This window comes from Brasilonema sp. UFV-L1 (assembly GCF_012912105.1).
Classification (GTDB): Bacteria; Cyanobacteriota; Cyanobacteriia; order Cyanobacteriales; family Nostocaceae; genus Brasilonema.
This window is the reverse complement of sequence record NZ_QMEA01000110.1, coordinates 1-22,447: the sequence shown is the minus strand read 5'-3', so window position 1 is coordinate 22,447 and position 22,447 is coordinate 1. Positions and strand designations below refer to the sequence as shown.

Sequence of the window (22,447 nt, the reverse complement as noted above, 5' to 3'; positions counted from 1 at the left end):
AGCCGCGAGATTATTTTGCGTCATCGCCCAATTTTGGGGAAACGCTTCGCGGGTTAATACAGTTAACACGACTTCATAACCAGCGATCGCAATTTCCATGTTGCTGGCTTTGTCACCCAAGGGGAATTGCTGAATGAGATTACTAAACTCGCCAATATATGCGGCGATAGATTGTGCTACATCTGTTTCCACTTCCGCCAGCTTACTTGTCACCCAACGCCGCAAGAGTTCTGCTAAATTAAGATTGAGATATTGTGTGTTGTTTGCCAGCAACGGGTAAACTACCTGCGCGTCACCTTCACTTTCTGCGGTTGCTTGCAGTACCTCTATCAAAAATTGCAGATGCGCTTGTAAATCCTCTTCTGAAGTGTTCGCAGCAGTTGATGAGGATAAATTCAACGCTTCCCTCAACTGATTTGCCAGATTTCTCAACCAATTTGCAGCATTTTCATCTCCCTGCTGTGATATATACTCCGCCACGCCTTCCAGCATCTCCAAGAAATCAGCATCAAGTAAATCAAGGTTCGCCTGTAAAATCTCTGGTTCTTCTCCAGTCGGACAATTCAGCAGTTTTTCAATCAAGTCAAGATAAGCTTGTTGGCGCTGTTCGTTCATCGGCAGGTGCGGGTGTTTTATATCTATATGTATATATAAGATGCTTCAATCGCCTTGCCCGCGATTACGGAAATATACGGAGATTGTTGAATATAGCGCTTCTAACTTCGTTGTCATACACTCGCAACCCCACCCCGGCTTTGGCTGACGCCAAAACCTCCCCTCCCCTTAGCAAGGGGAGGGGATTGAGGGGTGGGGTTAAATCAACGTGGAATAAAACGAATCCATCTTCAGCTATTAGCCTTGAACATATAGCGCGAACTTCAAACACTCGTCGTCGAGTCTCAAACACTCGTCGTCGAGTCCTAAACACTCGTCGTCGAGTCTCAAACACTCGTCGTCGAGTCTCAAACACTCGTCGTCGAGTCTCAAACACTCGTCGCCGAGTCTCAAACACTCGTCGCCGAGTCTCAAACACTCGTCATCGAGTTCCAAACACTATAAGACTCGTCAGAAAGATGTTGATACCTTTTACCACCAACTGCGCTGTTATGAAGCTGAGTTTATCTGCGCACACCTTTTCCATTATTCATATAATAGCATAAAATCTAATTTTTTCTCAAAAGCTGATTATAGATATCTTTTTCTTAACAGAAATTTATTTTTGTTAAGACGAACATCGTAACTTTCATACCAGAAAACTCAAAACATAGGAATTTAGGCTTCAGTAAGCTGTTTCCTGAAGAAAAAGTTCTTCAGATATTTAGCTATTGACAAAGATTCCACTCAAAAATAAAGAGTCAGTACAGATACGAAAATATGATATAACCTGTAGAATTTCTAACGTTACAATTTGAAAAAATTCATTACATTCAATTCCATGAACTCTACCACAAACCAGGTTTATCCCGTTATTTGGCATAACAACTCGGTTTCACTGATTGACCAAACCCGCTTACCGAATGAGTATGCCTTTGTAGAAATTCATCGCTGCTCAGATTTGGCACAGGCGATTAAAACTATGATTGTGCGAGGCGCACCTGCAATCGGGGTGGCTGCAGCATATGGAATGTATCTTGGTGCAAGGGAAATTGAAACGAGCGATCGCAATGAGTTTTTAAAGCAGTTAGAGAAAGTGGCTCAACTTTTGGGTGCAACTCGTCCGACAGCAGTGAACTTGTTTTGGGCAATTTCACGAATGCTGAGAATCGCCTATGAAACTCTTGGAACAGTAGAAGACATCAAACAAACTCTGTTAAATACAGCCCGCTCAATCAACGCTGAAGATTTGCAAACTTGCTACGCAATCGGCGACAATGGTTTAGCAGTCTTGCCTAAGACACCAGAAAAACTCACAATTCTAACTCATTGCAACGCTGGAGCACTTGCAACCGCAGGCTACGGAACTGCTTTGGGTGTTGTGCGTTCTGCTTTTCGAGAAGGACGTTTAGCACGGGTGTTCGCTGACGAAACTCGTCCTCGTTTGCAAGGTGCAAAATTAACAACCTGGGAATGTATCCAAGAAGGCATTCCAGTGACGCTGATCACTGACAGCATGGCAGCTCATTGCATGAAGCAAGGCTTGATTGATCTCGTCGTCGTTGGTGCTGATAGAATAGCTGCAAACGGAGATACAGCAAATAAAATTGGGACGTACAGTTTAGCACTTGTCGCTCAAGCACATAACATTCCTTTCTACGTTGCTGCACCCCTTTCCACGATAGATTTTTCTTTGGTCGATGGTAACGAAATTCCCATTGAAGAGCGTAATCCAGAGGAAATCTATCAAGTTGGTAGCACTATCCTCACACCAGGTGGCGTCGAATTTTACAACCCGGCTTTTGACGTCACACCAGCTGATGTGATTACAGCAATCATCACAGAGAATGGGGTGTTTCCTCCAGGAGAGTTAACAAAATCCCGGCTCAAGCAAGTTGTGTGAACGACTATTTTATCAAACAGAACACGAAGCCCAAAACCATTTGAAGATGTTTCCCGATGACGGGAAACATCCATCTCCTCCTATGACAGCAGAAAAAAGTTAACAGGGAGTCACTAAGCCAGAATGGACTGCGTCCCAAGCTACTAACACAATTGCTGAATCTCAAGAAGAATTCAGCTTGGGTGAAGAAGCCATTCTTCCTCCTGACTCCTGACGTCACGACTCCTGACTCCTGACTCCTGACTCCTGACGTCACGACTCCTGACTCCTGACTCCTGACTCCTGACTCCTGATTATTTGTTAGGCATCTTTTGTTGCGAAATTGATAGAGTATAATTATGCTGTCCTTTGGATAACTCTCCTACATACAAAGAGTAGTTTCCAGCCTGCCAAAAACCAGAAATTTCTGGCTTGCCTCCAGAGTAACTATCTGGCAAGACACAGAAGCGTCCTCCAGGGCCATCAATAAATAAAGTCGGTTGTCCTCCACTTTCAACTGTTAATCGCAGATAGGGTAGTGATTGTCTGACTTGTATGACTTGATTGGGTTTAGTGGCAATATTGCCACATTTACTTGCGAGTGATCCCCCAGACGTACCATTGACAATCAGTGGATCTGGCTGCAAATTAGAAGTAATTTGCACAATTTGTGCCTGGGCAACATGAGTATTGGTGAGAACTAAGCTTATAGCTAACCCTGCGGGAACAACTTGAAATTGGTTACGCATCTTCAAATTTCTTGTGATGGCACTTGCCAAGAAATAAAATTCCAGCCCTCAAATCCAGCTTTTCTACACCCACCCGTCAATATTAATACACGACTGGGATCTTGTTTTAGAGGCTCCCCCAACTTTTTCTGGTGCAATCATTAGGTACATATAATATTTTAAAATCAGATGACGACAACAATTTATGTTTGTTGCTAAGCTCTTCTGAATCATTTCTTTTTTTTTATAAATAGATAATTAGTTATATGGTTAAATATTAAAGAAAATTAGAATCTTTAAGCAAAGCTCACGCCAAAAGCTGGATTCTTAACTACCAAGCGCGATCTTTCAAACAAAGACTTCCGTTAAAATCACTAAGACAACTACCAACAAAGGAATTTGGCTCGTTGTTTATCAAGTGTTTAAGCTAAGGTAGAAACAAATGAATGCTCAACCAGAAGAAGACTTAAAGCATCGCCTCGAAAAGCTAGAGGCAGAAATTAATACTTCATCCTTGGTAGTTCGACACTCACAAATAGTCGTAAAGTCCTCTGAGTCCAGTCTCCCAAGTTTATACTATCGCTTAGTGCGATTTGTCACCTTTTTTCACCATCTCTCTGGAGTGACAAAGGTTATAGTTTTTGTTGTCGCTTTAGTGCTGGGGTTTACCATACTACAAGCAGTCTTGAAACTTGTAGCGGCTGTGATCAGTCTGGCACTCTTGGTTATACTAGTGTACCTTGGATACAAAATTTTAGTATCCAATAGTTCTCGAAATAAGCAGTAGTTTATTTTTAAACATGCACCAGCAGTGGCGTAGAAATAAAGTTAAAGGGAATTATTAAATGGCAACCCCAAGCGTGAGGAGAAGTCATCAATCAAGTCGAACCCAAGAACCGGGAAAATCCAACTCATTGCCCTTAGCGTCTAGGCGCATTGCTGCTTGGGCAGTGGAAATGACACTGGTTGTAACTAGTGGATTGGTACCCTTTGGGATGGGTGCATATGCTAATTCTAGAAGCGATTTGAATCGAGTCCCACTGAATCCGTTGTTAGTGCAGACAGAACGTGCGATCGCCCGCCCGCTAGCTTTGCCTGTCAGCTATGGTACCCGGAACGTCGCATGGCCGACGAATTTATTATGGACGATCGCTTTGCTAGCACCGTTGACAGTTTCGGGCTGGCAGTTGTACATGCTGGCTAAAACTGGTAGCACACCAGCGAAACATCAACTTGGGATTAAAGTTGTCAACGCTGAAGGTAAAGCACCTGGTTTGAAGGCAACTTTAGTGCGAGAAGGACTTGGACGTTGGGGTTTGCCGATGTCCGTTGCTTATTTTCTCTGGCATAACAGCTTTTTATTTCCGAGTTTAGGGGCTTTTACCAGCTTGGTGACTATCATGCTTGTGTTAGAAGCTAGAGGTTTCCCTTGGCAACAAAACCGTCGTGCTCTACACGATAAACTCGCAGGGACTTACACTGTAGATGCTACCAAACCCTTGACACCACTGTCCCAACGTCAGACACAGGGGAATCAGTCTCAGTGGACTGAAAAAGATGAGGAAGAGGCGATCGCATCAATTGTGATCACAAAAGAGGAACCAACTCAGCAACCGAAGCTATGGCAATGGACGCGGCAAAATCCAAATTATACACTGCTCGGAGTCGCAGTTCTGAGCATGAGTGTCGTATTAGCAGTTCTAGTAAGTACTCAAATTTACATTCAAATCCTGCGAAATCAGCGAGCCACCGAGCAACGCAACAGCCAACAATTTCTTGCACTGACCAAACAGTTAAATCCTAACTCTACCGCTACAGACACCGAACGCCAGAAAGCAATTTTGGCTATTGGTGCTATCAAGGACTCGCAGGCGATCCAATACCTTGTCGATTTGCTATCTAAGGAAACTAACCCGATTTTAGTTCAAACGATTCAGCAAGCTTTGGTAGAAGTTGGACTCAATGCCATCCCTGATTTAAAACGCATGAATCAGTTTCTGACAGGCGAGTTAGAGGCTGGAAAGAGTGGCAAAGCTTCACCACCCGAAGTGCTACAAAAGCGTTTGCAAGCAAATCAATATGCAATTAGTAAGATTTTGAATGTCGATGACGATAAAAGCAATACCTTAGATCTCAGCAATATCCACTTAGGTCAAAACAGTTCTGGACAAAGTTCCTTCAACTTGGTGTTAGACAAAAGAGATTTGTGGGGAATCAAGTTCAAAGCCGCGAACCTATCCTTTGGCAGTTTTAAAGGGAGTCGCTTCCGAGGAGTTGGTAATGATGGTCGATGGGATACCTACGATGATTGGATTGCTGATTTAAGCCAAGCAAAGATGACGCAAGCGAATCTTACGGAAGCGAGCCTCAGCCGTGTTCTAATGATTCGTACAGATTTGAGCCGTGCGACTCTCAACAAAGCTAACTTAGTCAACGCCCGTTTAACTGGTTCTAATCTCAGTAGCGCCCAGCTAGAGGAAGCCAATTTGCAAGGTGCTGTTTTGGAAAATGTCAGTCTGACAGGAGCCAACTTGAGCAATGCACAGCTCAAAGACGCGGATTTATATGCTGCTCGTCTAGGTCGTGTGATTGCAGTCGGAACGCAATTGTCATTTGCCAACCTAACCAAAACCGATTGGCAAGGAGCAGACCTCACAGGAGCTTATTTGGATCATAGCAATCTTAGTCATGCCAATCTGAACGCGACTCGCCTTGCTAATGCTGTTTTACGTTCTGCCAATCTAGAAAATGCTAATTTGCGAAATGCCGACTTAAGCCTTGCAGATTTACGAGGGGCGAATCTTAAAGGAGCTGATTTCCAAGGAGCAATTCTTACCCCTGGTAAACAAAATCAAACAGAGCAATTTGTGCAAACCCCAACTCTTGGCGTGCAATCTGCTGTTGTGGAGGGAGTCGATTTCACTCAAGTCAAAAATTTAGATGCTAAGCAAATAGCTTACATTTGCACTCAAGGAGGTTTCCATCGTAGTTGTCCTTAAGAATAACTCAGAACACAGAACACAGTAGTCAGAATATTTTCACGGATAGAATCCAGGAGATTTAACAAAGAAAGCTTTGTTGAGCCTCCGTAGCTTCGTTCCTAGCCTACAAGCTGGGAACGCCATTCACCAGAGGCACAACCTCCCATAAAGTCTTCTCAGACGGAGCCTGGAAACAAGTCAGGGAAAGAGTTTTGTCTTATCGAGCCTGCCATTCGACTCTAACTAATAGAAAGTATAAAATCTACAATAATGAAGTCAGGAATTTTGTGAGGAGCGGGGAAATGAAACGTTTGAAGTACTTAATATCAATTATTTTAGCTGGCTCACTTTTAAGTTTTGCTCAATTTACCCAACCAGCACAAGCTCAAGTGGCATACGGTAGCTATGTCGGTGTTGGCCCTGCAGTTGGTTTTGCCGATGGTGCTAGAGTTGGAGGAGTAATTGCTGCTCGCTATAAGCTTCTTGAAGTTCCCGTTTCTTTCCGCGCTCAAGCTTTCATTGGTTCAAATGTCGCTCTTGTACCAACAGTTTCCTACGACTACCCCATCAACTGGCAAACCGATGCTTATATAGGAGCTGGACTTGTCTTAGCTGGTGGAGATACACCTTCCCCTGTTGGTAACAAAATTGGCTTTGCCTTACAACCAGGAGTTGATTACGTCATTCCAAATAGCAATACTGTGATTTTTGGTAACGCTATTATTGCTTTTGACGCTGTGCGTGACGGAGGTACAGCCTTCTCGTTGCAAGGTGGGGTTGGTTTGAGATTCTAATATTTATTCGTTGAGACAGCACAGGGACTTCAGGTGCAGAGGCGCAGGAGGGAAACATTGTCCAAAAACTCTTTTTCTCCCCTGCTCAAGAACGCCTGTGGATTTATCATCGCTTTATATACAAAGTATTTATTAAAAATACAAGCACCTATGTAAAGATCAACTATATAAAGTATCACTATATAGACATATGAAGTTAAGTAAAGTTTCCAAAGTATGTGCATTTTCCTGCAGTCACTGGCATTAGATCTTGCTTTTTTCAGCCAGCTATGAGATAGTTAAGTACATTAAATCTATCGTTTTACCGTACTTTAAAAAGAAGTTGACTGACTCTAGTTGAGTATTCAAGGAGTAATAAAAATGTCAATTGCAAATAGAGCAACATCCTTGGCTGTTACCGTTGATGATTCCAAAAAGGTCACTTCCCGTTTATGGAAGCCTTTACAACTGGGTTCAACTGTACTTGTACGACTATGGTGGTATTCTAAAGCTTATGGAACAGTTTTGATGATTGGGTTGATAACTGTACTAAGTCTGATATTCTTGCGTATCTATTGGGCTTACCGTAAGCTGCTGTTAGTTTCAACTCATGAAGGTATTGAAGAAGAGAAATGGCATACCTTGACCGGCAAACCGGTAGATATCTCCGAAAACAGCTAATAGCTTCCATTCATTCAATTGCTACGAAGCTGTTTTAGACGACATGATCTTTGACTGTAGAGATATTGAAAGTTGTATTTGTTAGTTCCCCAAAGAAAAATTGGCTGGAATTCCCATTTCTTTTATGAGTCTAAGGAATGTAGCCAGCCAGTTCAGTCAGAAGTACGCTTGCTATTGTTTGGGATATGCTGTTTGACGTTGTTTCTTGTTAGACACAGAATTTGTTGTTCTGGCAAAACCCTGTAAATTTTCCGAACTGTTGGAAACACCGGGTAGTGTAGTGTTATTGCCAGAATTCTTCCCATCGTTTGAAGCAGGCTTATTGTTAGGAGAGGGTGTTTGTGTCTTTTCTACAAAGTATGCTTCTTGTGGTGGAACCGATATGATTTCAACTTTTTCCTTTGGAACTGATTGAGCATTAGCCTGAGTATATGCTCCTAGTGAGAGCACTAGCGCTAGTGAAAGCAAACTAAATTTTACCAAGCTACGAGTGTTGAATTTTAATTGAATTGGTAGGAACTTGTTCATAGTACTTCTTCTGAATCTCGTTAAAAATACAAATTAGTTGAGGGGTTGTGTTCAATCAAATTCAATTGCTATGTAGCTACACGGTGATTTAGAGTCATTCCGGAATTAACCTAAATAATTTTTTGATTCCGCAATAGAGTACTCATGTAGTCACTAATAGGAATTATATATTGACAAAAAAAAAGTTTTGTGATTTGAATTACGAATTTTGCGTGTCCAAACACAACGCAAAATAGAAACTTTTAAGCAAAGGAACACTCAGGAGGCATTGATGTCATCAACTTAAATAAAAGTTAAATCTGACAAAACTTTAGGCTCTGTTGTTCCTATGTTATGCATTCCCATGCACTGTACGAATCTCTTACCTCGTTTTAATCAGCTTGAGCCAGAGCCTTCACTAAATGCGTTCCTTGTCAGAGGCAAGAAATGAGATACATCAAAAAGATGACCTTAGAAGCACAATAGCATGTGTAAACCTTACACTGACTCACTCCTAGTGATGAGAATGATTGCGTCATCTAAAAAAATGTTGTGTGCCTGCGAAGATGGACGTAACTGGATTCGAACCAGTGACCTCTACGATGTCAACGTAGCGCTCTAACCAACTGAGCTATACGTCCGCAGTTTCACCACTATAGCATAGATATAACACAATTGCCAAGACTCATTCGTTCAAATTGCCTACGAAGAGAAGCAGGCGATGAGAAAAAGGCTTATCTAAGTAGTTTTGGGACAGATTGTGAAAAATATTCATCACAGTATAGTATAAACTTTCAGTTATATTTAATATACCTAAACGTAGATGAAATAAGTTTGATAGATCATCTTTAGTTAGATGAAGTCTTGAATAAGATTGTTAGAATCTGTATAAGCTTTTGAGTTTTTGAAAAAATTATCTTGAGTATCAGATGCCAACTGCTTTAATTACTGGTGCCTCTAGTGGTATTGGTAAAGCCTTTGCCCAAAAGTTAGCTGCACACAATACAAATCTTGTTTTAGTTGCTCGTTCTGAAGAAAAATTAAATCAACTAGCAAAAAAACTACAAGAAAAATACAAAATTCAAGTAGACACTCTTGTTAAAGACCTCACAGAAACAGGTGCAACTCATGATATATTTGATGCAGTACAAGCAAAGGGATTAACGATTGATTTGTTAATTAATAATGCTGGTTTTGCTGAATATGGCGACTTTGCGGAGAAAGACGAAGAACGACAAATTAAGATAGTACAATTGAATATCTTAGCATTAGTAGATTTAACTCATAAATTTTTGCAAGGAATGCGGCAACGTCGTTCTGGAAGCATTATTAATGTATCTTCCCTGACTGCATTTCAACCAATGCCCTACCTTTCTGTGTATGCTGCCAGTAAAGCATTTATTGTCAGTTTTAGTCAGGCACTGTGGGCAGAAAATCGTCATTATAATGTTCGCATTTTAGTGATTTGCCCAGGACCAGTTGAGACAGGCTTCTTTACAGAAGCGAATTTTCCTCCCGCACTTGCAGCTAAAACAAATAAAATATCGACTTGCGAACAAGTGGTACGCGAATCTTTACAAGCTTTGGAAAGAGGAGATTCAATGGTTGTTATTGGTGGGATGACAACCCACCTAATTACCAAGCTATCTCCGTTTGTACCTCGCAAAATTTTGCTCAATATTTTGGAAAAACAATTTAAAACAAAAACAGTTTAAACAAAAGACGCTTTCTGGGCGCGTCTGTTTACATATACCTTGTTAACTGCACACGATAGCGGTCTTTCTTAGTAACAGCAATTTCCCCAACTTCTAAACGTCCTTTACTACGAATGGCGATTAAATCGCCTGTTTTGACTTGAGAACTTGCAGATGTGATTTCTTTCCAGTTGACGCGAACATCTCCACCATCAATTAACTCAACCATTTTGCTGCGAGACATTCCAAAACCAGCAGAGGCGATCGCATCTAATCTTAGAGAAGCTTCTACAGTGGTGAGTTCTTTTTTCTTCGGTTCGCGCACTTTTAACTCACTCAAATCTATCGGCTGAGTTTTCACGGGAACAGAACGCACCTGCTTGAGATTCATTTCCAAAAATTCTGCTAACTCTGGCACAACGATCACTTGTGCTCCTCGTTCGCCTAGTACAATAATGTCACCCGTTTTTTCGCGGACAATCCCAGTACCCAGCATTGCGCCCAAAAAGTCACGGTGAGTCGCGGTATCAAACAGGAAATTTCCAGCTATGTCTAAGGCGACAAGAGCAACTTGAGATTGATCTAAAGGAATTTCAGAACGGGCGATCGCCACTCTTCTACGTTCAGCTTGCGGATATCCACCCGAAACCACCAACTGCACCTCTGTCAGACGGCTGAACACTTGTTGAATTTCTGCTAACTCTGGAGGAGACAGAAAATCAGTCAAAACCACTTCCCAAGTTTTGATGGCAAGTTCCGCTTGGTCAATCACACGAGCTATTGTATCTCGATTTTCAACACCTTTTAAAAGTTCTTCTCTTGGCAGCATTTTAAACAGTTACCAGTTATACTAAAAACGGCTAAAAACTGTCATTCTGTAGACGCTTTGCGGTGAGACAGCGCTGCAGGAGGGTTTCCCGACAGAGGCGACTGCGAATCCGAAGGGCTTCCCGCAGGGTGCGAAGCGAAGAATCTCCGAGATGCTTCACTGCACTGCGTTACGTTCAGCATGACATAAGTTCAAATTTTACCCGCGAGCAGTATATCAAGTTACAAGTTAGCAGTTATGAGTCATCAATTATCACTGTTTACTGTGTACTGTGTACTATTCACTGGGCGCAGCGTAACCTTGAATATTTTCTGGTTCAAACTGACGTAAGACACGGGTTGCTTGACGAGTCAGAATTTCAGATCCTTGAACGACAATCAAATATTTGCCAGCATTTAAGCGATTGCGGTAAGGTAAAGCGTCACCGCTTCCAAGCAATAAACCAACTCCACCACCGACAAACACACTACCCATAGCGCCGGCGATCGCCCCCAACAGTCCACCAATGATATGATTGCCAATGTTACCAGCCCAAGCAAAAGTGTCCAAGCCAGTGAGGACGCTAAAACCAAAACCAGCAAAAAATCCAAACGGTACCAGCCAAAATGCCATGAACTGAGTTTGCTTCTTTGCTTGCTCGTTGGGGTCAATCAAACCAAACTCATCAGCAGTTTTATAACCTTTGCCTAGAATTGTAGCTTTTATGCTTTCTTTCTCTAAAGCTAGATAAGCAGCTTCTGCTTCCATGCGGTCAGGTAAAACGGCAATCAGGTAATTCATTGATGTTGAAACTCTAGTCTTATATACTGTTACGCTCTTATATTAGATCCACATTATCACCCAAAAGCTGATAGCGTTCATTTTCCTTGTCATATTAGGAATTTGTGCAATCCTGCACTAAGTCAAGAGGTTCGCAAAAATTGTTCACATCTTTCTTCAAGACATATATTAAAACAGGCGTTGCTAAAATGTGAGGAAACGTCGATATTGTTTTGAAATGTTGCATTATTTCTTTAACTGAGGCGCTGAGCAAATCATCCCGAAATTGTTGTTGACAAATAACGGTACGCCATTTTCGAGCTAAAGCATCAAGCCATTCTGAATTTGCGATTTCTGGTTCTTGTCCTGCTCGAATAGCTAAACTTATAGCAGCATCTTCTAAATCTCCGTCACATTCTTCTATGAGATCCAGTGCTTCCATCGCCGTGAGGTCATCTGCAACTTGAGAGCGAAACTGTGCAATTTCTTTTGCCGTAACTTTCGTCATCAGATTTTGTTCTATTCAGTTCTGAAGGATTTGTGAAACTTTTAACTATAAAAAGATTGTACTCTGCTACACCTCAGGAAAAAGCAGAGTACATTCTAAAAACAAATTAAATGTTTAACATATTTTGCGACAAGTTTACAGTTTTTTACAGTCTATAGTCTGTCATCCAGAATCTAATGTATAGGTGAGTGATGACTATCGACCAGCTGCACTTGCAGATCTAGAAGTAACCTGTCGTTGTAAATTAGCCAAAGCGCGATTGTAATTCAAAATAGCTGAGACTCTATTGCCTTCAGCTTCTGTTAAGCGATTTTGTGCGTCAATGACTTCAGTTTGAGTGCCCACACCTGCTTGAAATCGCAAACGCGCCAAATACAAACTCTGTCTAGCGTTTTCAAGAGCAACATCAGCCGTTTGAATGTTATCCAAGTTAGATTGCAACTGAAAATAGGCATTTTCTATTTGATAGCGAATTTCGTTACGCTGCCTAGCAAAATCATTTTCAGCAATCCGAATATTAGCTTTTGCTTGAGCTGCTTGAGCTCTTGCAGCTCCACCATCGTACAAATTCAAATTGGCTTGGACTGCTAGCGAATAGCTATCGTTAGAGTTTGTGCGATCATCAAACTGATCACTCAGGCTGTACCTACCAACCAAACTCACTTGAGGACCTAGCCCAGCAAGCGCTTGGCGTCGCTGTTGTTCATAAATGTTCCGTTGTGCCAAATTCTGTTGCAGTTCCGGACGGTTTTTAAAAGCTAGGATAATAGTCTCTGGTAGCGGAAGATTCCACAGACTTGCTATTCCGACTGGATCTGCCGTACTGATATCAACTGACTGCGGCAAACTCAATAATTGCGCTAATCTACGACGAGCAATTCGCTGGTTTGAGAGAGCAGTTGTTAGGTCTTGTTGCGAATTTGCTAAATCCACCTGAACACTCAGAACATCGAATCGAGTACTCACACCAGCTCTTTCTAAAGCTTGTGCATCTCGCAAACTAGCCTGGGCATTTGCCACAGCAGACCGCTGAATACGTACGTTTTCATCTGCTTCTTGCAGTTGGTAGTATTGATTGGTGACATCCAGGCGGATAACTTCAGATTGACGCTCAACATCCAATTCAGCCGAACGTAACTGTTCCTCAGCTTGTCGAATGCTGGCTGTTGTTTGTCCAGAGGTGTAGAGAGGATACGTAATTGTCGCGCTACCAGAGAAATTTGTCGTAGAGGGTACATCTTGTAGTTCGCCGGTCGAAGTTTGTGTTTGTTGCCCTAAAAAAGAAGGTCCAGTACGAGTTATGTTAGTACTGAGACTGACATCAGGTAACAAAGCCGCCTGTTGCTGCCGCAAGCCAGCTCGACGGCTCTCAACAGTTAGTAATGTTGCCTGTAAATCCTGATTATTTCGTCGTGCTATATCCAAAGCCTGTGCCAAAGTAATCGGTTGAGTTCCCTGAACCCTCACTTCTTCTGGTTTGGTAGGAAACTGTAGAGGATTTGGGTTGCCTTTGAGATAATTAGGGATCTGCACCGGGCCTGTTGGCGCGGGAGCTGTTGGTATTGGAGTTCTTGGCACGGGAGGTGTTGGCGCACCAGGTGTTGGCGCAGCCGTCGGGGAACCTGCCTGAGCTACCTGATTTCTTGTGATATGATTTTTTTTCGTGGCATTTTGTTGCAAGCAGCTAGACGACTTCATGAACACAGAAGCCGAACGACCAACCTGAGTTTTACCTTTCGTCGCCTGTTCGGGACATAACTCCACCTCTTCTAACAGCTTGGCAATGTCTACTGTCTCACGGGTTGGATTTTGTGACTTTTTTGGTAAGCGAGCAGGACTTTTCTGTTCTGTAGCCTCTGTAGCAACCTGCCCAAATAAAGATGTTTTTTGCTCAATAGAGGAGGCGGGTTTTGAGGTACTATGATTAGAGAAAACAAGATTAGAAAAAACTGTACTTTTTGATTCTCCTGCAGAAATTGTTGGAGAACTCTGTTGTTGTGTACTAGTCGTATTTTGTGTACTAGTCGCAAAGTCACCAATCTTATTTCTCAATGTGTTTTGCGTTGAGGTAGGTTTAAAGCTCATAAGCACACCTTGAACCTGATTGGCAAAACTTGCGATGACTGGTATTCCTGTTTTTCCAGTCAAGATGACTTCGATATTGCCACCGCTGATTAATTTTAAACCATCTCCTATAAAACCAACCATCGGTTGCCTTGTAGCTGGCAAGCTATTACCAGCAGCGGAAGTCACTTGCTTGATATCAACAGCAGTTGAGATTTGCTCAGAAGTGGGAGTCAAAGCACTGGAAGAAGCTAAAAGGTTGACTCCAGTGAATGGTACAGGATTAGCCCAAGCAGATTGAGTTGCTAATACTGCTGCTGTTACACCAGGTAAGAAACTACTGAATATTTGTTGTCCTTTCACCGCATCCCCTCACACGAAAATTAAGCGGCTGAAACTGTCTTCTCGCCAGAGAACAAATCACGATGCCATGTTTAGGAATCGGAACTCTGGTTGTCCTGAAATCCTTTGACAATTCGAGACAGTTCCGCCTTCTCATCGATAGTAACGCGGGTAGGAGCACCACTGACAATTCGCTCGTAGTTACGGAAAGAATCTTTAATGTCGGGACCGTCTGCCGTAATATTATACTCGCGAATCGCCTTCTCATGCCACGAACCACGCATTTTAAAGACGTTGATTGCCCGCGCCATTTCTCCCCGAATTTCGACATACTGTAACATCAAAATTGTGTCTGTAATCGTAGAAATATGAGAGTCTGTAATTGAATGCGAACCCATAAATTGGTCAGTTGTATTGGTAAAAAAGCCTGTAATTTCTTCTTGCTTCGCATAACCCGTAACACCAATCACAAATTGCCGGAATGCATTATTGCTGACTCCTCGTGCTAGTGCAGAAAGAGAATCAATAGCAATACGAGATGGTTTAAATTCAGCAATTTCTGACTTAATAATTTGCAGATGATCTTCCAAGCCAGTTGATTCTGGATATGTACAAATTATTTTGAGTAAACCTTGACGTTCTAAATCCTCAAATTCGATTCCCCAGGAGGAAGCATTGCGAGATAGTTGTGCGCGTGATTCTTCGTAAGCAAATAATATTGCCCGTTCACCGTTAACACAGCCATTTTGCAGAAATTTGCTCACTAACAGAGTCTTACCAGTACCAGTTGCTCCTGTTGCAAGAATAATCGAATCTTTGAAGAAACCACCGCCACACATTTGATCTAAGGTTGTAACGCCAGAAGAAACTCTTACATTTGAAGATCGTTGAGTTAAGCGCATTGCTCCCAATGGGAAAATATTCACTCCTGCATTGGTAATTGTAAAAGGATATTCACCTTTCATATGTGTTGTACCACGCAGTTTGAGGATTTCAATTGTGCGACGGCGACGTTCTCCTTCTAAAACATTTCGCACAATCACCACATTATCGGAAACAAATTCCTCTACCCCAAAACAAGCAACCGGTCCATATTCTTCTGTGCGTTCTGTCGTTATAATTGTGGTGACATTGAGTAGTTTAAGACGAGCAACCAGACGAAATATTTCTCGCCGCACAACTCCTACAGCTTCATACTGTTGAAAGACTGCTGTTACTGAGTCAATCGAAATGCGTTTTGCCTTATACTTACGAATCGCATATTGCAAACGCTCAATCAGGGCAGAAAGGTCGAAGTTGCCAACGACATCTTGTCCCTCTGGATCGGGAGAAGCATCAAGTATAAATAACTTTCCTTCATTGATAAGACGTTCTAAGTTCCAGCCAAAAATACCAGCATTTTTAATAATATCACTAGGAGATTCTTCAAATGTAACAAAGACTCCTGATTCATCAAAGTAGGTAATCCCACTATAAAGAAATTGAAGAGAAAATAAAGTTTTACCAGTTCCAGAGGTACCACTAACTAAGGTTGTTCTTCCTGCTGGTAAGCCACCATGACTTATATCGTCAAAGCCCTCTATCATTGTCCGAATTTTTTCTACACCTTGTGTTAGTGTCTTGTTTGGTTCTAATTTTTCTTTCTCACTCATGGTTGACTTTTACAAATCGGAAGGAAACCCAGTTTTTTATGAAAGTGTGTCTGACTGAAAGATAAATGATAAATCTTACTCTTCTATTTACTCTTCAAATAGCTCTTGCTCATCTTCGCTCAATTCTTCATAAAGTAAATCCAATCCAATTAATACTTTTTCTCTGTCAGAAAGATCTCCGATGATTCTCCGCACTGGTGGAGGCAAAATTTTGGATAATGTCGGTGTCGCTAATATCTTATCTTCTTCCGCCAGTTGTGGATTCTTGAGCACATCAATCACTTTTAAAGCATAAACGCCCTGAAACTCTTGTTCCAGAATGTTTTTGAGTATTTTTAATGCCCGTACTGAGTTTGTGGTGTTCCCTGCAACATAAAGTTTGAGAACATAAGTTTTTCGTGGTTGATTCATATTAGGTACAGGACATAAGTACAGACAGAACCGTATTGTACTTTGATTAACTTTGGTAAAATTCAAAAAGGCGATTTCTATCTATAGAACAACTGAATTTAGATGAAGTTATCCTCTTTAGAAATCGAACAACGGTAGAGTTCACACAAATGGGCCAGTATATCAATCAATGTTAAACGGTAATCCAGTAATGCTTCCTCACTCCGTCCTTCCAATTTTAGCTGTTTGGAAAATTCGTCGATGAGTTCCATATGAATTTCTATAATTCGCGGCACAGGAATATTAGCATAAAATACTGCATTGATAAATTTATCAATCCTATCTTTCAGTATTTTGTCTGTAGTGGTAAAGTAATTGATAAGAATATGGCGGTAGTCTGATTTGAGTTGTCGCAACAGTGCCTGGTCTTCGGCTCTCGTCGTCATTTGTTAAAAAAACTGGTGGTTTTTAGCTTGTGGCATTTAATAGCATAGAAACAATTCAAGCTTAATATTTTATTCACATTTTCTAGCAGCTAGTTGAGCAAACACTAAATTTTCCTCCCTATTGATAACCCAATACAGTAGCTGATAAGATAATTTGCAAGAACTATCACTCTTGTTTTGACGTTGCCCAACGAGAAAGTCAGTCTACTCAAAGAGGAGCTTTTCTCAGTATGCACCCCAGTCGCTGACCTTCAGGTGACTCTCAAAGTAGAGCGCTTGCTCAAATGCTACTTTGTCTTGACATGTGTGAAATCTCCAAAAACAATTATTATAATGAACGCTATTGGTTGATGAATGAGAAAACATTTTTGTTGTCAATAAGTAGATAGGTAGAAATCAAGACCAGCCACGTTAAGAAATGTAAAAAGACTTGAAAATTTTAACCAATGATTCACGACTAATGACTGCCTTGTGTGTCAATAGCTTAAACTAAAAAATTAACAATTTGTTGCTGTTACTGAATGAAGAAAGCCTGGTAGCTTCTTGAGGAGTGTTTCCTATAGAAATAGGCATGATTTTTGAACAAATCCACAATGATTGCCGTTGACCACAAACGCTGAGGAATGCCCACTCTTGTGGTAAGAGTGATTTTGGTTCAACCAGGTTGGGCATTTGTCACCATCACTAATAAGTGTCGTTCGCGTAGTACTTTGTTCGTCATTCACACATTCATATCTACCTAATTACAGATTTCCTTACTTTGCTTATCAATAAGATACTTAAACCAACATGAACGATTGTCGCGTTCCAAATCATTATAATTCCTAAAGGTTCTATAGCGAATCTTTGGGGCCATAATTGTCGTAGCTGTCGCTATCGATTATGAGTTTCAACACTAGGAAAACACTGGTGTGGATGCCCGTAATACCTAAGAGCGGTTAGACAGCGCCACAGGAGCGAAAGCCTCTGTAGGCGACTGCGAAACCCCAAGGGCTTCCCCAAATTATTCGGGGAGCTTCTTCAAAGATTGGCAGCTAAGTGCAGTTCCTGGATTCACATCCTTACTGCCAGGCAGCAAAAAATGCTGCTCTATGACCATTCTTGCTGGCAAAAACATTGTCCGCAAAGGAAGAAGCTCTTTGTCTCTAAAGCATTCAATTTACAATTAGAATGCTAGAGTCAGTCCTCTTAGAGGAGATAGCTTCATGTGTAAACACCCAAAGCTTCTTTGGCAGTTAGCTGGTGGTGCCGGAAGCGCAACCCTTTAAAAGAGTGACCATCTTGCCATATGTCAATGCTACAATACCCGCTTTATGACTTTATAGCAACCGTGCCTAGCTGCGTAGAAACAGCTACTCTGGCGATTGTGCTGCAGATTTTTCAACAACAGCAGTGCGATCGCCTGGCAGTCCTGGATAAGCACAAATGCTTAGTAGGCTTGGTTTACTCTGCCCGTTTACTACCACAATTACTGACAGCAAATCAAGGCCAAAGTCATTCTAAATATTTAGATTTACAACAACCCCTTTCGACGCTCGATCAAAGCTTTATTGAACCCATACAGGCAATACCAGCTTCTTTGAGTGTCGAGCATTTGAGTTCGTTGCTTGGTTCCCAGCAAAGCCAAGCAAACACGAATTTAGATTGGGCACTAGTTGACTCAAGTGGTAAGTTTTTGGGGCTTATGGATAGCTCGCGCTTGTTGCAGCTTTTGGCAACTCAAAAATTGGCAACTGACAGTCATAAGGGGACTAAGCGCACAAATTCAAGGAAAACAGTTCAAAAGTCATCAGCACAAACTTTTGGTGATTATACCAAAGTCGCTGGAGTTAGGGCAACGACTGGTGGAACTCAGATCGGCGATCAAAGACGAGAATGTAAGCCACTTGTGCAGTTATTAGAACGATTGCCTTGGCCGTTAATGCTACAAACAGGCAATGGTGAAGTCGTGACGCAAAACCCAGCTTGGTGGCAGCAATTAGGAGCACTAAAAGATCCAGAAGGAATCAGGCGACAAGTAGAAGCAATTTTAGCAAATGTTTCATCCAAAACATTACAATATGCGGCTCAAACAGCAGCCAAAGTATATTCCTTTGGCAACAGCAATCACCATAACCGTGAAAAAAATTCTTCTGCCTCTGTTAATGAAGTGATACCTCAAAAAGGTATCTCACCTCGCTCAACACTGACGGCGTCTCACACTTATGATCTTCAAGAGCAGGCTTTTATAGAAAATTCTGCACCAAATCGCTGCTTTTTAGATAGCCAGTTAGGGACTTGTACCTGCATAGTAGAAGTGCAAAATGGTCAAGAGCGAATTTGGCAGTTTGCCAAAATACCCTTAGATAGTCCTGAGTTAAAAGTCCTCAATACTGATTTAAAAACACCTCTTGTCAATAAAGACTCACCACCTGGTGGTGATTTGTGGCTCATGCTAGCGACTGACGTCACAGAACAGCAGCAGCTTTGCAAAGAACTGGCGGCGAAGAATGCCGATTTAATTCAACTCAATCGGTTAAAAGATGAGTTTTTAGCTTGTATTAGTCATGAACTCAAAACACCTCTAACTGCCGTTTTAGGGTTATCGCGGTTGCTGGTGGATCAGCAGTTGGGAGCATTAAACGAGCGTCAAGCCCGTTATGCAGGACTGATTCACCAAAGTGGACGCCACCTGATGAGTGTGGTCAATGATATTTTGGATTTAACCCGTATGGAGACGGGGCAAATGGAGTTAACGCTCGCCAACGTCAACATTCAGACAGTGTGTGAGCGTGCTGTGTCTGAGGCAAAAGCTATTCACAGCCAAACTCACAAAACTTCATCAAATTCCCAAGCTCAAAGTCCGCCTCCACAAGAACACCAATTCACCTTCTCAATAGAACCAGGTTTAGACCAAATTGTGGCGGATGAATTGCGCTTGCGCCAGATGCTGGTACACCTGCTTTCCAATGCCTTCAAATTTACTGAGACAGGTGGTGAAATTGGGCTGTGGATTAATCATTGGGAAGGTTGGATTGCCTTTACAGTTTGGGATACAGGCATTGGGATTCCAGAACATCAGCAGCATTTAATCTTTCAAAAATTCCAACAACTGGAAAATCCTCTCACCCGTCAGCATGAAGGAACAGGTTTAGGACTTGTCTTAACTAGAGCTCTTGCTCGTCTCCACGGTGGTGATGTCAGCTTCTTGTCGCGTGAAGGCAAAGGTAGCCAGTTTACACTACTGCTTCCACCCAGTCCTCCCAAAGAATTGGCAAGAGTCACAGATGAGGAGATGGGAAGAATTTCTTTTGCACCCCGTCATCCTACAACCCCATCAACTCAACCTAACCCAATTCCACAAGAAGCTGCTTTACGAGCGTCTGCAGGAAACCCCTTTGGGCTTCATAAAAAGCCGTCCTCTAGGCATCTACAATCCATCAACTCAACACCCTGCTCTACGAGAAATAACCTGACAGGCGTCTGCAGCAAGTCGCCTTGGGCATCACGGGAAGACGCCTTCCAGGCATCTACAGCCCATCAGCTGACTTCTTCTAAATCGCTCGTGTTGATTGTAGAAGCAGTCGCTCGCTATATAGAGGATTTGACCGAACAGCTGACAGGTTTGGGTTATCGAGTCGTGATTGCTCGCTCAGGATGTGAAGCGATAGAAAAAGCTCGGCGCTTGCAACCCAAAGCTATCTTCCTTAATCCCTTGCTCCCCTTGCTGTCAGGTTGGGATGTACTAACCTTACTCAAATCTGATGTCGCAACTCGTCATATTCCCATCATTGTGACAGCAACAGCAGCTGAAAAAGAGCAAGCGTTTGCCAACCAAGCAGATGGTTTCTTGAGCTTACCAGTCCAGCATCAAGTCTTAACACCGCTGATAGAAAGTTTATATATTGCCCCAGAAGGAAAGCAGCAAAAATTAGATGACGAAGAAATTCTCCATAACAAAACACCACTCAAAATTTTAAGATTAGTGAATCTTGAGGGTGAATCTTTGACTTCGCACCCGTTACTTCAACAGCATCGGGTTATAGAAGTCGATAACCTGGATCAGGCAGAACTGCTATCTCGGGTTTGGCAATTTGATGTTGTTTTGCTGGATTTAGAAATGCCAGCCGCCGAAGCTTTGCTACAAGAACTCAGTCAGAACCCCCGTTTAGCAAAACTACCGCTTGTCACCTTTAATGTGTCAACCACGCAAGCGGCTTCTCAGATGGCTGGGCTTTCTGTGTTCCCTTGCTTAACGCCATTAGGTACAGATAAAAGTGGTAGCGCTCAAATAGATGCTTTATTGTCAGTTATGCAAATAGCATCTGATGTATCCTACTGCCCACCCAACATCTTAGTGGTGGATTTAGGCATACTGCCAGATTTACCAGATGCAAGACACAAGCAAGTGAGAAGTTATCGCATAGAAAAAAACTCCTCATTAAATTGCTCTATTGCTGGGGAAAAGACTCCATGTCCTTTAACGATTTCTCGTGGCTCTGAGTGGTTTCAAGCTTTGATTCAGTACCTGCAAACAGGTGGCTTCAAAGCATCCATGAGTCGGTCTTGGGCAGAATTGCTACAGCAAATTCGCCACCAAAGTGTTGACTTACTGCTCATTTGTTTAGGAGAGTCTTGCATCCAAAAAGAAATGTACTCAGCTCTCCAAATGTTGGGACAGTTGCCTTTCAACTTACCACCAGTTTTGCTACTTGACCAACGATTAAATTCTAATGAAGTTGAAGATAAGCAAAATAATATTTCCCAAAAAAATACAGATGAAAAATTGGAATCGATAGAAACTGTAGTCAGCACTATGACTTCCAAAATTTTGCCTCGCTCTATATCAATGGAAGATTTGCTAAACGAAATTAATAAGACTTTGAAAGGTTATTAGTTCATTAGACCTCTTGATATAAAGATTTTTTTGTCTCACGCAAAAGCGAGCCTGCGCAAATGACAGTTTTCTATCGCTATTTCTTAAAAGGAACTCGAATCAGTTGATAGGCTCCCTTTGTACCTAAATTCTCGTAATCAGTTGAGCTTAAGCCCATTTCTGGAAACTTCTTCGGCTGAGCAAGAATTAACACTGAGGGAGGCTGTGCTTTTTTTGCTGCTTTGTCTTGAAGGTACTCTTCAGCAGCCGAAGACATTTTCACGTAGATGACATTTCGATGAGTATAAAAAACAACGGTAGGTTTTTTGAAGCCTACCATCACTAGTTCTTCATTGGGTTTTTGTGCTTGTACTGCGATCGCAGATAATTCCCGTAAAGGTAGCTGACGTTCCTGATCCATCAAAAACAAACAAGGTGTGAGGACAAAAACCAAAAACGCTGCAAACCCCAACACATTCACCATTAACATTGGTTGATAACGACGACGCACAAGCATTGCTGCTACCAAGACAGCACAAAGCAGCCAAATCACACCCCCCAAAACTGATAAACCTGACTGTTGAAGCAACTGGCGAAAGTTGGGTGCAGCGGGATCGCTTCCTATGATCTGAGGAACGTAAAACATTGCTATTCCCAACACTGATATAAATATTACATTCACCCAACCTGTCCACAAGAGTGGACGATGAACAGATGAGGAAACATTTTTTTCCCCTACAGCCCCCAACCCCAGAGGGGACC

At 42.1% G+C, this 22,447-nt stretch carries 17 protein-coding genes, 1 tRNA gene and 2 pseudogenes; 7 read left to right on the top strand and 13 right to left on the bottom strand.

Annotated elements, in window-relative coordinates:
• Window positions 1-615: pseudogene (locus DP117_RS25265) on the bottom strand (hypothetical protein); the annotation flags it as partial.
• 64 nt (window positions 616-679) lie between these two features.
• Complete coding sequence (locus DP117_RS25260; RefSeq protein ID WP_169220982.1) at window positions 680-1,033, bottom strand: hypothetical protein; 354 nt, start codon at window positions 1,031-1,033, stop codon at window positions 680-682.
• Window positions 1,034-1,435: 402 nt separating this feature from the next.
• Here DP117_RS25260 and mtnA point away from each other — a divergent pair, with 402 nt between their 5' ends.
• Complete coding sequence (gene mtnA, locus DP117_RS25255) at window positions 1,436-2,497, top strand: S-methyl-5-thioribose-1-phosphate isomerase (RefSeq protein ID WP_169220981.1); 1,062 nt, start codon at window positions 1,436-1,438, stop codon at window positions 2,495-2,497.
• Window positions 2,498-2,790: 293 nt separating this feature from the next.
• Here mtnA and DP117_RS25250 read toward each other — a convergent pair whose 3' ends face one another.
• A complete protein-coding gene (locus DP117_RS25250) occupies window positions 2,791-3,225 on the bottom strand; it encodes a hypothetical protein (RefSeq protein WP_211176333.1) in 435 nt (144 codons plus the stop codon).
• Window positions 3,226-3,646: 421 nt separating this feature from the next.
• On the opposite strand from DP117_RS25250, the gene DP117_RS25245 reads away from it, so the two are divergent.
• The 4 genes from DP117_RS25245 to DP117_RS25230 all read left to right on the top strand — a co-directional run bounded on the left by DP117_RS25245 (window position 3,647) and on the right by DP117_RS25230 (window position 7,639).
• Entirely contained in the window at window positions 3,647-3,991 is a 345-nt protein-coding gene (locus DP117_RS25245; protein WP_169220980.1) for a hypothetical protein, read from the top strand.
• A 58-nt stretch (window positions 3,992-4,049) separates the two neighbouring features.
• Entirely contained in the window at window positions 4,050-6,203 is a 2,154-nt protein-coding gene (locus DP117_RS25240; protein ID WP_169220979.1) for a pentapeptide repeat-containing protein, read from the top strand.
• Window positions 6,204-6,487: 284 nt separating this feature from the next.
• Window positions 6,488-6,979 carry a hypothetical protein gene (locus DP117_RS25235; protein ID WP_169220978.1) on the top strand — a complete coding sequence of 164 codons (492 nt, stop codon included), beginning with the start codon at window positions 6,488-6,490 and terminating at the stop codon, window positions 6,977-6,979.
• Between the two features lie 360 nt (window positions 6,980-7,339).
• Window positions 7,340-7,639 (top strand): hypothetical protein, encoded by a 300-nt coding sequence (locus DP117_RS25230; protein WP_211176332.1) that lies wholly within the window; start codon window positions 7,340-7,342, stop codon window positions 7,637-7,639.
• A 171-nt stretch (window positions 7,640-7,810) separates the two neighbouring features.
• Here DP117_RS25230 and DP117_RS25225 read toward each other — a convergent pair whose 3' ends face one another.
• Window positions 7,811-8,167: a hypothetical protein gene (locus DP117_RS25225; protein ID WP_169220977.1), complete on the bottom strand. Its 357-nt coding sequence runs from the start codon at window positions 8,165-8,167 to the stop codon at window positions 7,811-7,813.
• Between the two features lie 546 nt (window positions 8,168-8,713).
• A tRNA-Val gene (locus tag DP117_RS25220) sits at window positions 8,714-8,787 on the bottom strand.
• Window positions 8,788-9,075: 288 nt separating this feature from the next.
• On the opposite strand from DP117_RS25220, the gene DP117_RS25215 reads away from it, so the two are divergent.
• On the top strand, window positions 9,076-9,861 hold the full coding sequence (locus tag DP117_RS25215; RefSeq protein ID WP_169220976.1) for an SDR family oxidoreductase: 786 nt from the start codon (window positions 9,076-9,078) through the stop codon (window positions 9,859-9,861).
• 28 nt (window positions 9,862-9,889) lie between these two features.
• Here the strand turns inward: DP117_RS25215 and DP117_RS25210 are convergent, their stop codons facing one another.
• From DP117_RS25210 to DP117_RS25180, 7 genes are all read right to left on the bottom strand, one after another.
• Window positions 9,890-10,669: a photosystem II S4 domain protein gene (locus DP117_RS25210; RefSeq protein ID WP_169220975.1), complete on the bottom strand. Its 780-nt coding sequence runs from the start codon at window positions 10,667-10,669 to the stop codon at window positions 9,890-9,892.
• A gap of 276 nt (window positions 10,670-10,945) precedes the next feature.
• The gene (locus DP117_RS25205) at window positions 10,946-11,449 is read right to left on the bottom strand and encodes a hypothetical protein (RefSeq protein ID WP_169220974.1); all 504 of its coding nucleotides are present in this window, start codon (window positions 11,447-11,449) and stop codon (window positions 10,946-10,948) included.
• A 94-nt stretch (window positions 11,450-11,543) separates the two neighbouring features.
• Complete coding sequence (locus DP117_RS25200; RefSeq protein WP_169220973.1) at window positions 11,544-11,936, bottom strand: hypothetical protein; 393 nt, start codon at window positions 11,934-11,936, stop codon at window positions 11,544-11,546.
• A 195-nt stretch (window positions 11,937-12,131) separates the two neighbouring features.
• Window positions 12,132-14,363: a TolC family protein gene (locus DP117_RS25195; RefSeq protein ID WP_169220972.1), complete on the bottom strand. Its 2,232-nt coding sequence runs from the start codon at window positions 14,361-14,363 to the stop codon at window positions 12,132-12,134.
• A gap of 71 nt (window positions 14,364-14,434) precedes the next feature.
• The gene (gene kaiC / locus DP117_RS25190; RefSeq protein WP_169220971.1) at window positions 14,435-15,994 is read right to left on the bottom strand and encodes a circadian clock protein KaiC; all 1,560 of its coding nucleotides are present in this window, start codon (window positions 15,992-15,994) and stop codon (window positions 14,435-14,437) included.
• 87 nt (window positions 15,995-16,081) lie between these two features.
• The gene (gene kaiB, locus DP117_RS25185) at window positions 16,082-16,405 is read right to left on the bottom strand and encodes a circadian clock protein KaiB (protein ID WP_169220970.1); all 324 of its coding nucleotides are present in this window, start codon (window positions 16,403-16,405) and stop codon (window positions 16,082-16,084) included.
• 98 nt (window positions 16,406-16,503) lie between these two features.
• A complete protein-coding gene (locus DP117_RS25180) occupies window positions 16,504-16,830 on the bottom strand; it encodes a circadian clock protein KaiA (protein WP_169220969.1) in 327 nt (108 codons plus the stop codon).
• A 1,294-nt stretch (window positions 16,831-18,124) separates the two neighbouring features.
• Between DP117_RS25180 and DP117_RS25175 the strand changes: the two genes are divergently transcribed.
• Window positions 18,125-21,706, top strand: coding sequence for an ATP-binding protein (locus tag DP117_RS25175; protein ID WP_169220983.1), 3,582 nt, complete (start codon window positions 18,125-18,127; stop codon window positions 21,704-21,706).
• A 76-nt stretch (window positions 21,707-21,782) separates the two neighbouring features.
• On the opposite strand, the pseudogene DP117_RS25170 reads toward DP117_RS25175, so the two are convergent.
• A pseudogene (locus DP117_RS25170) lies at window positions 21,783-22,447 on the bottom strand (glycosyltransferase); the annotation flags it as partial.